The organism is Rhodococcus sp. 105337 (assembly GCF_012844225.1).
In the GTDB taxonomy this organism is placed as follows: domain Bacteria; phylum Actinomycetota; class Actinomycetes; order Mycobacteriales; family Mycobacteriaceae; genus Rhodococcus.
Window position 1 is genome coordinate 73,780 of sequence record NZ_JABAGQ010000010.1, and the last position, 13,640, is coordinate 87,419.

Sequence of the window (13,640 nt, forward strand, 5' to 3'; positions counted from 1 at the left end):
GGACCTGATGACCACTACTCCCCATTCCGCGGGCGATGCCGCATCTCTCGACACCGTCGGCGCAGCGGCCGGCCGGCTCATCGATGCCGCTCGCACCGCCGTGCCGTGTGCGCCGGTGCGGGATCTGCTCGGTGAAACCGACATCGACCTGGCCTACGCGGTGCAGCAGCACCTGACCGAGCACAAACTCGCCTCCGGCGCCCGCATTGTGGGGCGCAAGATCGGCCTCACCTCCCCGGCAGTCCAGCAGCAACTCGGCGTGAACCGCCCTGATTTCGGGGTGCTGTTCGACGATATGGATGTCACCGATCTCGACGAGGTCCCCAGCGACCGGCTGCTCCAGCCGAAGGCCGAGGCGGAGATCGCGTTCGTGCTCTCCGCAGACCTCGATGACGACGATCTCGACCTCGACAAGGTGCGGGGCGCCGTGGACTATGCGGTCGCGGCGCTGGAAATCGTCGACAGCAGGGTCGCCGGATGGGACATCAAGATCACCGATACGGTCGCGGACAATGCGTCGAGCGGTCTCTACGTGCTCGGCTCCCACCGCGTGTCCCTCGCCGATTTCGAGCCGATCGACACGACCATGCGGATGTACATCGACGACGAACTCGTCTCGGAGGGCACCGGGGCAGCCTGCCTCGGCGATCCGTTGAACGCCTTGCTGTGGCTCGCCCGCACTGCGCGCGAATTCGGACAGCCGCTGACCGCCGGCCAGGTGGTGCTGTCCGGTGCACTCGGACCGATGGTGTCCGCCCCTCCCGGGGTCACGGTGCGCGCCGAGATCTCCACTCTCGGCTCCGTCACCGCCCCCTTCTCGACCTCACCGTCTTCGGCACAGGAGAACTGACATGACCACGACCAAGGTCGCCATCATCGGGCCGGGCAACATCGGCACCGACCTGCTCATCAAGATCAAGAGGCTGGCGGACAGCGAACTCGAGACGATCGCCCTGGTGGGCATCGACCCCGAGTCCGACGGCCTGGCCCGCGCGAAGCGGCTGGGCATCGACGCCATCGCCACCGGCGTCGAAGGCCTCATCGAGCATCCCCGGTTCGGCGAGATCGAGATCGTGTTCGACGCGACCTCGGCGAAGGCGCACGAATACAACGAGAAGATGCTGCGCCCGCACGGCAAGATCCTGATCGATCTCACGCCCGCTGCGATCGGCCCCTACGTGGTGCCGCCGGTGAACCTCGACGAGCACCTCGACGCTCCCAACGTCAACATGGTCACCTGCGGTGGCCAGGCGACCATCCCGATCGTCGCTGCCATCTCGCAGGTGACGCCGGTGTACTGGGCCGAGATCGTCGCATCGATCTCCTCCAAGTCGGCCGGCCCCGGCACGCGCGCCAACATCGACGAGTTCACCGAGACCACGTCGCAAGCGATCGAGAAGATCGGCGGCGCCGCCCGCGGCAAGGCGATCATCATCCTGAACCCGGCCGAACCCCCGATGATCATGCGCGACACCGTTCTTGCGCTGGTCGGCGAAGACCGCAAGGACGAGATCGTCGCGTCGGTCGAGGCGATGGTCGCGAAGGTATCCACCTACGTGCCCGGATACAAGCTCAAGCAGGAAATCCAGTTCACCCCGATGACCGAGACCGTCGGAACGCTGACCGAACACACCGGACCGATGTGGAAGGTCGCGGTGTTCCTCGAAGTCAAGGGCGCAGCGCACTACCTGCCCGAGTACGCGGGCAATCTCGACATCATGACGTCCGCGGCCCTGCAGGTCGGCCGGGCAGTCGCGGCACGCAAGAAGGAGCAGGTTTCGGCATGAGCGAGACGACCACCAACGACGCCGGACAGCGCGAGTACGCGAGTCACGGCACGGCCCTGTACATCCAGGACGTCACCCTGCGCGACGGCATGCACGCCATCCGTCACCGCATCACCCCCGACGACGTCGCAGCGATCGCGGGCGCACTGGACCGTGCCGGCGTGGACGCGATCGAGGTCTCGCACGGCGACGGGCTCACCGGCCATTCCCTCACGTACGGCCCGGGTAGCAACACCGACTGGGAATGGCTCGAAGCCGCAGCGGGAGCGATCAATTCGGCCATCCTGACCACGTTGCTGCTGCCGGGTATCGGCACCGTGCACGAGCTGAAGCGCGCCTACGAACTCGGTGTGCGGTCGGTGCGTGTGGCCACCCACTGCACCGAGGCCGACGTGTCGGCGCAGCACATCGCCGCCGCCAAGGAACTGGGCATGGACGTGTCCGGCTTCCTGATGATGTCGCACATGGCTCCCGCGGAAGAACTCGCTCGCCAGGCCAAGCTCATGGAGTCCTACGGCGCCGACTGCGTCTACGTCACCGACTCCGGTGGACGGCTGACGATGGACGGCGTCCGTGAGCGTGTCCGCGCCTACCGTGACGTTCTCGAGGAGGGCACGCAGATCGGTATCCACGCCCACCAGAACCTGTCGCTCTCGGTCGCCAACTCCGTCGTCGCCGTCGAGGAAGGCGTCATCCGCGTCGATGCGTCACTGGCCGGGCAGGGCGCGGGTGCGGGCAACTGCCCGATCGAACCCTTCGTCGCGGTCGCCGATCTGCACGGATGGAAGCACTCGTGCGATCTGTTCGGCCTGCAGGATGCTGCCGACGATCTCGTCCGTCCGTTGCAGGACCGGCCGGTCCAGGTGGACCGCGAGACCCTCACGCTCGGCTACGCCGGTGTGTACTCGAGCTTCCTGCGTCACGCGGAGACCGCTGCGGACATCTACGGCCTCGACACCCGCGACATCCTCGTCGAGATCGGGCGTCGCGGGCTGGTCGGCGGCCAGGAGGACATGATCACCGACGTCGCACTCGACCTGCGTAACCGCGCGGGGCACTGACCGTCGCGTGTAAGGCGGGTCGTGGCAGGACCTCTCAGGCGACGAGGTCCTGGTACTCCGGATGCTTGTCGATGAAGCTGTCGACGAACGGGCATACCGGCACGACCCGCTTTCCACGTTCGCGCACGTCGTCCAGCGCGAACCGAACGAGTTTGCCGGCGAGGCCCTGACCGGAATAGGCGTCGTCGACCACGGTGTGGTCGAACACGAGCTGAGTGTCGTCGGCGGGGTGATAGTCGGCGTAACCGATGACGGAACCGTTGTCGTCCAGTTCGTATCGCTGCCGGTCGGGATTGTGAACCACTTTCACGGACGAATCACTCACGGTGTTTCCTCACTCTCGAGACCAGATGACCGAGCACGTCGAAGATACCTGCACGTGAAGACGGGCCGCGACATCTGTCGCGGCCCGTTTTCACGGCGAGGGCGCTGCGTGCCCGTAGCTGGTTACTCCGGGGGCGAGATGTGCTGAGCGATGTAGAGCGGTTCGCCCAGCTGCTCGAGCAGGTCGAGCTGGGTTTCGAGGTAGTCGATATGTTCTTCCTCGTCGGCGAGGATCGCCTCGAAGATGTTCGCGGAGGTGATGTCGCTGACCGACCGCATGTACTCCGATCCCTTGCGGAGCCGGTCGCGAGCCTCGATCTCGACCTGGAGATCCGCCTGGAGCATCTCCTTCACGGTCTGTCCCAGACGCAGCGAACCGAGCCGCTGGTAGTTGGGCAGTCCGTCGAGGTAGAGAATGCGATCGGTGAGGGTCTCGGCGTGGCGCATTTCGTCGAACGACTCGGCGCGGGTGTGTGCCGCGAGCTTCGACCAACCGCGGTCTTCTTGCATCTTGGAATGCAGGAAGTACTGATTGATGGCGGTGAGTTCCGCCGTCAACTGCTCGTTCAGGTATTCGATGACCTTCTTGTCGCCCTTCATGGCACCTCCCGGGGTGAACCATCAGGTTTACCGCCGGGCAGGGGCTGGCTACACGGCGGTCTCGAGCTCGATCGTCTCATTTCGGACGCGCGCCTGCCGGATGATCGCCGAGATGTTGCGTACGCAGTTGCCGCAGTCGGTTCCTGCGCGGCACGCGGCGCTCACTTCGCGGGTGCATCGTGCGCCCGCTGCCACCTCTGCTTCGATGTGGTGGTGCGTGAGGGCGTGGCAACTACAGACGATCATGTGAGCCACCATCCTGAGGTTGTTAGGTTGCCCAAACCTTACCTCTGGTTAGGTCTGCCTATCCTGTGAGCGTAGTCACAATTCGATCTACTTGCTCCGCGCGGTGTCCGGTCTCACGTCACCGTCCGGTACCCCTGTTAGCCCTGTTGCATCTGTTGCGAAACGACGTGATTGATGCGGTGCAGACCGCTTTGTGAGAGGCCCGGAATTTGATGCTCGAGGGTACGGACCAGCGATGAGTCGTCGATCACCTTCTCGCTCGACTGGACGAGCACCGTCCCGGCGCCGGTGAAGTCGAACTGGCGTTCCTCCCCCGACTGGACCCCGAACCGGCGTGCGCCGGCGGAGACGAATCCCGTGATCCACGATTCGTCGTAGTGGTGGCTCGGGGACGGACAGTCGGCCCAGCCGACGAGTGCCTCGGGATCGACGCGCAGCGGCGGTTCGGCGAACATCACCGGTCCGTTCGACGACGCGAGGAACCGTCCCGTCCCGATCAGCGTGAGGAATCCCGGCACGATCGACTGATTCAGCGACAGACCCGGCTCGAAGGCCAGCAGGTTCGACTGCCGGATCGTGAGGTTGCCGTCGTCGAGATCGTAGGAGTTGATGTCGTAACCGCGGTCCCCGAGGATCAGCTTCCCGAAGCCGTCCGCCACCACGTAGTCGCCGAGATACATCGGTGCCGAGAACCGGCGGGCCACCATGTCGAGCAGGCCGCCCTGAAGTCCGTGGGTGAGGGCGGAGAACCGCACCTGCCCGTAGTACGCGATCATCGCGCCCTTCGACAGGAACCACGGCGTCTGCAGGTCGATGCAGTAGGCGTAGCTGTTTCCGGGAACGTTGTCGCTCTCGGTGAAGCTCGCGGGATTGAGGACGACGCTCACAGTTTCTCCTCCGATGCCTGCACGTAGACGATGCCTTGACCGGTGCACTCGAGTTGCATGGCCTCTCCGCCGCTGCGGCCCACATTGCGCCAGCTCATCGACGATTTCAGTTCGGTACGGACCGCACCGCTCGCCGCGACGAAGGCCTGGGGATCGACGATCACGGGCGCAGGTCCACCCACACGAAGTTCGAAGACGCCGCCGTGCGCGAGCAGCACCGCGGCGCCGTAGCCGGACAGCTGTGTCGTGAACATTCCCGTGCCGGTCACCGCGCCCGTCGCGGCGCCCCGGAGTGCGCCCAGCAGGCCGCCGCCTCCCCCACCCGCCTGCGCGGCACCCGACGACACCACCGTGCTCTGCAGCCCCGCCGTGTGTGCAAGCAGCCGCGACGCATCCACGCGAAGCTCCCCGCCGGCGGACATGTCCACCACATGGGTCTCCAGTCCGCGGAATCCGTAGTGCACGGTGCCGTTGCCCTGAGCGAGCATGGTCGACTCGTGCTCGCCCTGCATCATCCGCCCGGCCATGCCGGCGAGCCCGCCGAGACCGGGAGCGCTTCCTGCCCCGCCGGGCACGCCGTGGGGAGCGAAGCGGACGTCACCGGTGTAGAAGAGCATCGCGCCGCGACGAGCGACGACGGGTCCCGACCGGTTCAGGTCCACGCTGACGACCTTGCTGTTGACCTTGGTGAAAGTCACTCTCGCCCCTACCGTTCCGCCGGCTGGATGGACACCACGCCCGTGCCGTCCCATTTGAGGGAGAAGGCTTCGCCACTGCCCTGTCCGACCACCGACCGCCACGACACGTCGGTGACGAAGGACTGCGTCAGTTGTCCCTTGGCACAGACGAATGCGTCGGGATCGACGACGAGGGGATACTGCGGCGACACCTCGAGATGGATCAGCGGACCACCCGCGGACAGCAACGCGACCTGACCCGTGCCCGACACCGTCGTGGTGAACAGGCCCTGCCCGCTCATGCCGCCTCGCAATCCCGCGAACGTCACGTTGGTGTTCAGGTTGCCGTTCAGCGCGAGCAGTTGCTCGGACTCGACCTGCAGGGTCTCGTTGTTCAGTTCGAGAATCGTGACGTCCTGCCCCTGATGTGCGAGGTAGACGACGCCCGTCCCGGTGCATTCCATCAGCGACAAGCCCTCGCCCGTGGCGCGCTGGCGCAGACCCGCGAGGACGCCTTCACCGCCGCCGAAGCCTGCCGATTTGAACGCGACCTGTCCCTCGTAGGCCACCATCGAGCCCGACAGGGCCCGGATCCCGGAGTTGCTCAACTGGGCCTCGATGACCCGTTTCGATTTCACGAGCAGTCGCATGTCGCGAACGATATCGGGTGGGCGATCGCACCGCGCAGCCGCATTCGCGAACAACGGCGCCGCCCACTCCCGGAGCGGGCGGCGCCGTCGCGGCAGTCGTCCTACAACCCGAGATCCTTCGCGATGATCGTCTTCATGACCTCGCTGGTACCGCCGAAGATCCGGGTCACGCGCGTGTCCGCGTACAGGCGCGCGATCGGGTATTCGGTGATGTAGCCGTAGCCACCGTGCAACTGCAGGCACTTGTCGATGATGCGACCGGCCGCTTCGGTGGAGAAGAGCTTCGCCCGCGCCGCGTCGGCCACCGACAGTTCGCCGCGGTCGTTGAGTTCGATCGCGTTGTCGACCATGATCTGCATCGCCTGCAACTCCGTCGAGCATTCGGCGAGCACGAACTTCGAGTTCTGGAACGAGGCCACCGGCTTGCCGAACACCGTGCGCTCCTTGGTGTATGCGATCGCATGATCGATCGCCGCGGCTGCCGTCGCGGCCGCGCCGAAGGCGATGGTCAGCCGCTCCTGCGCGAGATTCTGGGTCAGGTACGAGAACGCTTCGCCTTCGTTGCCGAGCAGGTCCGTCACGGGGACCTTCACGTCGTCGAACGACAACTCGGCTGTGTCGGACGTCTTCAACCCGATCTTGTCGAGTTTGCGTCCGACGGCGAATCCTTCGCTCGTGGTGTCGACGACGAGCATCGACAGGCCACCACGGCGGTTCTCCGGGTCGAACGGCGAGGTCCGGCACACCAGCAGGATCCGATCGGCGAGTGCGCCACCGGTGATGAACGTCTTGGAGCCGTTGACGACGTAATGGCTGCCGTCGTCCGAAAGCTTCGCGGTGGTCGAGATGTTCGCGAGGTCGGAGCCGGTGCCGGGCTCGGTCATCGCGATCGCGAACATCAGGTCACCCGAGGCGAATCCGGGAATCCACCGCTGCTTCTGCTCTTCCGTCGCGTGCTGCATGATGTACGGCAGGATCAGGTTCGAATGCACCGAGTACGAGCCGAACGTCACGCCCGCAGCGGCGGTCTCCTCCGTCACCACGACGTTGAACTTCAGCGACGACTCGCCACCGCCGCCGTACTCTTCGGGCGCCTGGATCCCGAGAATTCCGAGGTCACCGAGGCGGTTGTAGAACTTGCGGGGAGGATGACCCTCGATCTCCCACTCGTGGTAGACGGGCGTGACCTCTTTGGCGATGAAATCGCGGACCGTCTGACGGAACGCTTCGTGGTCTTCGTCGAACACCGTACGCTGCACGCGGATTCCTTCCGGAGTTGAAGTGGGGCAGACGGTTACAGGGCGTAGTCGCGGAGGACACCTTTGCTGATGATCGTCTTCTGGATTTCGCTGGTGCCTTCCCCGATGAGCAGGAAGGGTGCCTCGCGCATGAGGCGCTCGATTTCGTACTCCTTGGAATAGCCGTACCCGCCGTGGATGCGGAAGCTGGCCTGGGTGACTTCCGAGCAGTACTCGCTCGCGAGATACTTCGCCATCCCTGCCGCGACGTCGTTGCGCTCGCCCGAATCCTTGAGGCGCGCCGCGTTGACCATCATCAGGTGCGCTGCTTCGACCTTGGTGGCCATCTCGGCGAGCGAGAACGAGATCGCCTGGTGTTGTGCGATGGGCTTACCGAAGGTGCTGCGCTGCTGCGCGTACCGGGCGGCGAGTTCGAACGCGCGGATCGCCACACCGCAGGCGCGGGCGGACACGTTCACGCGACCGACTTCCACTCCGTCCATCATGTGGGAGAACCCGCGACCCGGGATGCCGCCGAGGATCGACTCGGCCGGGGCCGCGTAGTTGTCGAAGACGAGTTCGGTGGTGTCGATGCCCTTGTACCCCATCTTGTCGATCTTGCCGGGGATGGTGAGACCGGGAGCGACTTCGCCGAATCCCGCCGGCTTCTCGACGAGGAAGGTCGTGAGGTTCTTGTGGGGTTTGTCGGCGCCTTCCTCGGTCTTCACGAGTGCTGCGACGAGTGTCGAGCTGCCGCCGTTGGTCAGCCACATCTTCTGTCCGTTGATGATGTAGTTGCCACCGGCGTCGCGCTTGGCTTTCGTGCGGATCGCCGCGACATCCGAACCGAGTTCGGGCTCGGACATCGAGAACGCACCGCGCACCTCGCCGGTCGCCATGCGCGGCAGGAAGTGTTCCTTCTGGGCGTCGGTTCCGTGCTGACGGATCATGTACGCCACGATGAAATGCGTGTTGATGACCCCGGAGACACTCATCCATCCCCGAGCGAGTTCCTCGACGCACAAGGCGTAAGTCAGCAGGGACTCGCCGAGTCCGCCGTACTCTTCGGGAATCATCAGACCGAACAGGCCCATCTCGCGCATCCGGTCGACGATCGCCTGCGGATAGGTGTCCGAATGCTCGAGTTCCTGTGCATTCGGGATGATGTCGCGCTCGACGAACGTGCGGACGGTATCGAGTATCTCGGACTGGAACTCCGTGAGTCCGAGGGTCTGGGCGAGGCGGGTCATGCGGGGTCCTTCTGCTGGGTGCGGACGGCGCCGGCGGCGACGAGCGCATCGATTTCGTCGTCGGTCAGACCGAGATGCTCGGACAGGACGGCGGCAGTGTCGTCACCGTTGGCGGGTGCGGGCCGGACTGTCGGGTGAACTCCGTCGAACGACATCGGTGTGCTCGGCGCGAGGTGTTCGCCGATGCGAGGCTGGTCGAGTTTCTGGAACATCGGGTTGTCGGTCACGCGCGGGTCGCGCGCCAGTTCGGCGAAGGTGCGGTACCGCTCGTGCAGGATCGAGGTGGCACCGAGAGCCGCCTCGACCTCGGTGGCGGTCCGCTTGCCGAACCACGCGCCGAACAGGCTGTCGAGCACGTGGCGATGTTCGAAGCGGGCGCCTTCGTCGCGGAAGTCGACGTCGAGCGCGGCTTCGAGTGCGGTGACGGCGGCGGCGGTCCCGGTGAGTTCGGTGAGGTCGCGGAAATGCCGGGGCGTCAGGGCGACGATCATGAAACGGGCACCGTCGGCGGTGGCGAAGTCGCACCCGTAGGTGCCGTAGACGGCATTCCCTGTTCGGGTGCGACCGGATCCTCCGAGCTGAGCTTCGGCGAGGTAGCCGAGGTTTCCTACGGTCGCGAATGCGACGTCCTCCAGTGGAAGCACGATCCTCGTTCCGGCGCCGGTGATTTCGCGGCGGTACACAGCGGACGCGATCGACAGGGCGGCATAGAGACCGCAGGCGACGTCCCACGCCGGCAGGACGTGGTTCACCGGATCGGAGAGGTTCTCGGGTCCGGTGACCCGAGGGAAACCCGCCGCGGCGTTGACGGTGTAATCGACGGCACCGGTGCCGTCGGCGCGACCGAGGACCTGGACATGGATGAGGTCGGGCCGGATCGCGGCGAGTTCGTCGTAGTCGAGCCACTGCCGCCCCGCGGCGTTGGTGACGAGGATCCCGGCATCGATCACGAGATCGCGGATCAGTTGCTGAGCATCGGGGTTGCGGAAGTCTGCGGCGAACGAGCGCTTGCCTTTGTTGAGACCCGCCCAGTAGATGGACTCGTTGTCCTCGGTGAGGGGCCAGCGCTTGTAGTCGGCAGCGCCACCGATCGGGTCGACGCGGATCACGTCGGCCCCGAGATGCGCGAGCGTCATGCCGCACAGAGGCGCGGCTACGAAGCTCGATACTTCGACCACGCGCACGCCCGCGAGGGGTGCGGTGGACGAGGGCAGCCCGTCGGTGGAAGCGGTGGAGTTCATGCCTGCTCGCCTGTCCTGGTCGCGGTCGTTCGGGTCGTGCTGCCCGAACCTGATGTCCAGTCAGCATGCAACAGGGATTCACCGGGGACCAGAGCCGGCTATCGATCGGTTAGCGCAGACCAATACCGTTCGAGCGCCGTTCGGTGGCGGCTGCTGTTCCGTCATTCCGGCCGGCATAGCTTCCACCTAACGGAAGCTTCCGCCGAAAGCCTTTCCTTCACCGTCGTGCGCGTGGTCCCCTCGACGGTGAGAACAACGCACCCGTCTGCACCAGAGAAGGACATCTCATGCGTGATGCCGTGATCGTCGACGCCGTCCGTACACCCATAGGCCGTCGCGGGGGTGCGCTGTCCGAGATCCACCCCGTCGATCTGTCGGCCCACGTGCTCACCGCCCTGACCGACCGCACCGGCCTCGACCCTGCGACCGTCGACGACGTGGTGTGGGGCTGCGTGAGCCAGGTCGGTGAACAGGCCGGGATCGTCGCCCGTACCGCGGTCTTTGCGGCGGGCTGGCCCGTGTCCGTTCCCGCGACCACCGTCAACCGTGCGTGTGGGTCGAGCCAGCAGGCGGTCGCATTCGCCGCGGCAACCGTGATCTCGGGCCAGAACGACGTGGTGATCGCCGGTGGGGTCGAGACCATGAGCCGCGTCCCCATGGGTAGCGCCGCCAAGAACGGTGAGCATTTCCCGCCGAACGTGCTCGAGCGGTTCGGAGTCGAGGGCTTCAGCCAGGGAATCGGCGCCGAGATGGTCGCCGAGAAATGGGGACTCTCCCGCACCCGGCTCGACGAGTACTCGCTGCGCTCGCACGAACTGTCCGCAGCTGCCACCGACTCGGGGGCCTTCGAAAAGCAGCTCGCACCCGTCGCGGGCCTGACCTCGGACGAAGGTATCCGGCGCGGCGGCACCGTCGAATCGCTGGCGAAGCTGAAGACAGTGTTCAAGGAGAACGGCGTGATCCACGCCGGAAACTCCTCGCAGATCTCCGACGGTGCAGGCGCACTGCTGGTCACCACCAGCGAGTACGCCGCGGCACACGGCTGGACACCGATCGCGCGGATCCACACCACCGTCGTCGCTGCCGACGACCCGGTCGTCATGCTCACCGGCCCCATCCCCGCCACGGCGAAAGTGCTGAAACGTTCCGGCCTGTCGATCGACGAGATCGGTGCATTCGAGATCAACGAGGCGTTCGCCCCCGTACCCCTCGCATGGCTCGCCGAGACCGGCGCGGACAGTACCCGCGTCAATGCGCTCGGCGGCGCGATCGGTGTCGGCCACCCGCTGGGCGGGTCCGGTGCGATTCTCATGACCCGCCTCGTGCACCACATGCGCGACAACAACATCCGCTACGGTCTGCAGTCGATGTGTGAGGCCGGCGGAATGGCGAACGCCACCGTCCTCGAACTGCTGTAGATCTCGAACTGCGCTGACCTCGAACTGCTCTCCGACCGCGAAACTGCACAGTCAAAGCACTCGCACTCCACGCAAGGATTGATACGACCATGGAACTCAAGGATCTTTCCGTCGCCGTGACCGGCGGTGCTTCGGGTCTCGGTCTTGCCACCGCCCGTCGTGTGCTCGCGGCCGGCGGTACCGTCACCCTCATCGACCTGCCGTCGTCGAACGGCGCGGACATCGCCACCGAACTCGGTGACGGCGCGATCTTCGCGCCCGCCGACATCACCGACGAGGAGCAGTTCGCAGCCGCACTGGACGTCGCACACGAACGCGGTGGCCTCCGGGGCCTCGTGCACTGCGCCGGTGCCGGTCGCAAGATGCGCATCCTCGACAAGAACGGCAAGGCCGGGTCGCTCGAGGATTTCGAGTTCGTGATCCGGCTCAACCTGACCGGTTCCTTCAACGCACTGCGACTCGGCGCCGAGCGCATGGCCGAACTCGAACCGATCGACGGAGAGCGTGGCGCGATCGTGATGACGGCGTCGGCTGCCGCGTTCGAAGGACAGATCGGGCAGATCAACTACTCCGCGTCCAAAGCCGGCATCGTCGGAATGACGATCGTCGCGGCCCGCGACCTCGCGAGCAAGGGTATCCGCGTCAACACCATCGCACCCGGCATCATGGATACCCCGTTGCTGGCGCGACTGCGCGAGGACGTGCGCAAGTCGCTGGAAGCGACCGTGCCGAATCCCTCGCGGCTGGGCGACCCCGACGAATTCGGCCGTCTCGCAGTCAATATCCTCGAGAACGGTTACCTCAACGGCGAGACGATCCGTCTCGACGGAGCCATCCGCATGGCACCGCGCTGATCGGGGCGCGGCAATGAATCCCAGCAGTTCGACGTGGACGTCGACGAGCCTGTCGTATCCGCAGACGTCGATGGCGGTGTGGGCGTCGAGCATGGCGGCCGCGTACGGCGACCGGCCCGCGATCGTCGATGGTGAGCGCGTGTACAGCTACCGCGAACTCGACGAGCAGTCGGCGCAATTCGCTCGTGCGCTTGGCTCCACGGGTGTGGAACCTGGTGACGTCGTGCTCCTCCACCTCGGGAACTGCGCTGAATTCCACGTCGCGTACTACGGGGCGCTCCGTGTGGGTGCGGCTGTGGCGCCGGTGAATCCGTTGCTGCCCGAGCCTGAATTGCGCCGACGGATCGAGGAGACCGGTGCTGTCGCGGCCGTCACCGGGCAACAACAATTCGACACGCTCCTGCGCGCTCAGGCCGATACGACGGTCGGTCTGATCGCGGTCGTCTCCGACGAGCCGGTGCGCGGCGGCAACCCCGCGACGATGCGCTTCAGCGATGTGATCGCCGGGCAGCGCACGTCGTTCATCCCCGCGACCGTAGCCCCCGACGACGTTGCACACATCGCGTATACCGGTGGCACATCGGGCATTTCGAAAGGCGTGCGCGTTCTACATCGCAACGTCCTGGCCAACGTCACGCAGATGTGCGGGTGGTGTGCCGGCACTCAGCTGGTAGCCGGGCCGGACGGTCTCGTGACCCTCGAGCCCATCGAAGGCCTCGATATCGCGGGTGTGGTCCCGGGCACCGGATCCACAATTGTGGTGTCACCGCTGTTCCACGCGCACGCACTGATCAACACGTCGTTCCTGCTCATGTGCGGTGTGACCCAGGTGTTGTCGGGCAGGTTCGACCCTGCCCGCGTGCTGAAGGAGATCGAGCAGCACCGCGTCTCGTACATCACCGGTACGCCGGCGATGTGGCACGCGCTGGCGATCCACCCGGACGTGGCGTCGCGAGACCTCTCGTCGGTACGTGCGGTGTCGTGCGGAGCTGCCCCGGTCGACCCCGGGACGCTCGATAATCTCCGGCGCGCATTCCCCGGCGCCCGTGTGGCCGAGGAATACGGGCTCACCGAAGCCACCTGCGTCGTCACGGCAGTGCCGCTCGTCGCCGATGTCGAGTACCGGCTCGGTAGTGTCGGCCTCCCTGTGTTCGACACCGAGATCGAGATCCGCGCGCAGGGCGATCCGTCGCTCGTTCTCGGAGACGGCGAGCACGGCGAACTGTGGGTGCGCGGCCCCCAGGTCACCGACGGCTACCTGGGCCATCCTGAGCTCACCGCGCAGCAGTACGTCGACGGGTGGCTCGCCACCGGCGACATCGCGTACCTGGACGCCGACGGCTTCGTCTATATCGCCGATCGCGGGCGGGCAAGTTCCTGAAAACGGATCTACGCGAGCGGGTCCGG

At 65.8% G+C, this 13,640-nt stretch carries 14 protein-coding genes and 1 pseudogene; 6 read left to right on the forward strand and 9 right to left on the reverse strand.

From position 1 onward, the window contains the following. The first annotated feature begins 7 nt into the window (after window positions 1-7). Genes HF886_RS15910 through dmpG form a run of 3 tightly spaced genes read left to right on the forward strand, consistent with a single transcriptional unit; the run spans window position 8 to window position 2,848 of the window. On the forward strand, window positions 8-850 hold the full coding sequence (locus HF886_RS15910) for a fumarylacetoacetate hydrolase family protein (RefSeq protein WP_169652829.1): 843 nt from the start codon (window positions 8-10) through the stop codon (window positions 848-850). A gap of 1 nt (window position 851) precedes the next feature. Then, window positions 852-1,787 (forward strand): acetaldehyde dehydrogenase (acetylating), encoded by a 936-nt coding sequence (locus HF886_RS15915; RefSeq protein WP_169621039.1) that lies wholly within the window; start codon window positions 852-854, stop codon window positions 1,785-1,787. Continuing rightward, window positions 1,784-2,848 (forward strand): 4-hydroxy-2-oxovalerate aldolase, encoded by a 1,065-nt coding sequence (dmpG, locus tag HF886_RS15920; RefSeq protein WP_169621040.1) that lies wholly within the window; start codon window positions 1,784-1,786, stop codon window positions 2,846-2,848. Before HF886_RS15915 ends, dmpG begins: the two co-directional genes overlap by 4 nt. A gap of 34 nt (window positions 2,849-2,882) precedes the next feature. On the opposite strand, the gene HF886_RS15925 is transcribed toward dmpG, so the two are convergent. The 9 genes from HF886_RS15925 to HF886_RS15965 all read right to left on the reverse strand — a co-directional run bounded on the left by HF886_RS15925 (window position 2,883) and on the right by HF886_RS15965 (window position 9,961). Then, window positions 2,883-3,173, reverse strand: a complete 291-nt coding sequence (locus tag HF886_RS15925; protein WP_169621041.1) for a GNAT family N-acetyltransferase — start codon at window positions 3,171-3,173, stop codon at window positions 2,883-2,885. A 122-nt stretch (window positions 3,174-3,295) separates the two neighbouring features. Continuing rightward, window positions 3,296-3,772 (reverse strand): bacterioferritin, encoded by a 477-nt coding sequence (gene bfr / locus HF886_RS15930; RefSeq protein WP_169621042.1) that lies wholly within the window; start codon window positions 3,770-3,772, stop codon window positions 3,296-3,298. A 48-nt stretch (window positions 3,773-3,820) separates the two neighbouring features. Then, window positions 3,821-4,018: a (2Fe-2S)-binding protein gene (locus HF886_RS15935; protein WP_169621043.1), complete on the reverse strand. Its 198-nt coding sequence runs from the start codon at window positions 4,016-4,018 to the stop codon at window positions 3,821-3,823. Window positions 4,019-4,155: 137 nt separating this feature from the next. Continuing rightward, a complete protein-coding gene (locus HF886_RS15940) occupies window positions 4,156-4,905 on the reverse strand; it encodes an AIM24 family protein (protein WP_169652830.1) in 750 nt (249 codons plus the stop codon). Beyond that, window positions 4,902-5,657 carry an AIM24 family protein gene (locus tag HF886_RS15945; protein ID WP_169621045.1) on the reverse strand — a complete coding sequence of 252 codons (756 nt, stop codon included), beginning with the start codon at window positions 5,655-5,657 and terminating at the stop codon, window positions 4,902-4,904. Before HF886_RS15945 ends, HF886_RS15940 begins: the two co-directional genes overlap by 4 nt. Beyond that, window positions 5,612-6,232, reverse strand: coding sequence for an AIM24 family protein (locus HF886_RS15950; RefSeq protein ID WP_169621046.1), 621 nt, complete (start codon window positions 6,230-6,232; stop codon window positions 5,612-5,614). Before HF886_RS15950 ends, HF886_RS15945 begins: the two co-directional genes overlap by 46 nt. A 101-nt stretch (window positions 6,233-6,333) precedes the next feature. Next, complete coding sequence (locus HF886_RS15955) at window positions 6,334-7,491, reverse strand: acyl-CoA dehydrogenase family protein (protein ID WP_169652831.1); 1,158 nt, start codon at window positions 7,489-7,491, stop codon at window positions 6,334-6,336. Window positions 7,492-7,526: 35 nt separating this feature from the next. Then, entirely contained in the window at window positions 7,527-8,720 is a 1,194-nt protein-coding gene (locus HF886_RS15960) for an acyl-CoA dehydrogenase family protein (RefSeq protein ID WP_169621048.1), read from the reverse strand. Further along, a complete protein-coding gene (locus tag HF886_RS15965; protein ID WP_169621049.1) occupies window positions 8,717-9,961 on the reverse strand; it encodes a CoA transferase in 1,245 nt (414 codons plus the stop codon). Before HF886_RS15965 ends, HF886_RS15960 begins: the two co-directional genes overlap by 4 nt. Window positions 9,962-10,248: 287 nt before the next feature. Between HF886_RS15965 and HF886_RS15970 the strand changes: the two genes are divergently transcribed. The 3 genes and pseudogenes from HF886_RS15970 to HF886_RS15980 all read left to right on the forward strand — a co-directional run. Then, complete coding sequence (locus HF886_RS15970; protein WP_169623029.1) at window positions 10,249-11,379, forward strand: thiolase family protein; 1,131 nt, start codon at window positions 10,249-10,251, stop codon at window positions 11,377-11,379. An 89-nt stretch (window positions 11,380-11,468) separates the two neighbouring features. After that, window positions 11,469-12,233, forward strand: coding sequence for an SDR family NAD(P)-dependent oxidoreductase (locus HF886_RS15975; RefSeq protein ID WP_169623028.1), 765 nt, complete (start codon window positions 11,469-11,471; stop codon window positions 12,231-12,233). Between the two features lie 13 nt (window positions 12,234-12,246). Continuing rightward, window positions 12,247-13,596 (forward strand): annotated as a pseudogene (locus tag HF886_RS15980) (AMP-binding protein); the annotation flags it as partial. Window positions 13,597-13,640: the final 44 nt, after the last annotated feature.

Excerpts from the sequence above, each read along its gene's own strand:
- HF886_RS15910 (WP_169652829.1), top strand. The coding sequence starts at position 8 with ATGACCACTACTCCCCATTCCGCGGGCGATGCCGCATCTCTCGACACC.
- HF886_RS15915 (WP_169621039.1), top strand. The coding sequence starts at position 852 with ATGACCACGACCAAGGTCGCCATCATCGGGCCGGGCAACATCGGCACC.
- dmpG (WP_169621040.1), top strand. The coding sequence starts at position 1,784 with ATGAGCGAGACGACCACCAACGACGCCGGACAGCGCGAGTACGCGAGT.
- bfr (WP_169621042.1), bottom strand. The coding sequence starts at position 3,772 with ATGAAGGGCGACAAGAAGGTCATCGAATACCTGAACGAGCAGTTGACG.
- HF886_RS15935 (WP_169621043.1), bottom strand. The coding sequence starts at position 4,018 with ATGATCGTCTGTAGTTGCCACGCCCTCACGCACCACCACATCGAAGCA.
- HF886_RS15945 (WP_169621045.1), bottom strand. The coding sequence starts at position 5,657 with ATGGGACGGCACGGGCGTGGTGTCCATCCAGCCGGCGGAACGGTAGGG.
- HF886_RS15950 (WP_169621046.1), bottom strand. The coding sequence starts at position 6,232 with ATGCGACTGCTCGTGAAATCGAAACGGGTCATCGAGGCCCAGTTGAGC.
- HF886_RS15960 (WP_169621048.1), bottom strand. The coding sequence starts at position 8,720 with ATGACCCGCCTCGCCCAGACCCTCGGACTCACGGAGTTCCAGTCCGAG.
- HF886_RS15965 (WP_169621049.1), bottom strand. The coding sequence starts at position 9,961 with ATGAACTCCACCGCTTCCACCGACGGGCTGCCCTCGTCCACCGCACCC.
- HF886_RS15970 (WP_169623029.1), top strand. The coding sequence starts at position 10,249 with ATGCGTGATGCCGTGATCGTCGACGCCGTCCGTACACCCATAGGCCGT.
- HF886_RS15975 (WP_169623028.1), top strand. The coding sequence starts at position 11,469 with ATGGAACTCAAGGATCTTTCCGTCGCCGTGACCGGCGGTGCTTCGGGT.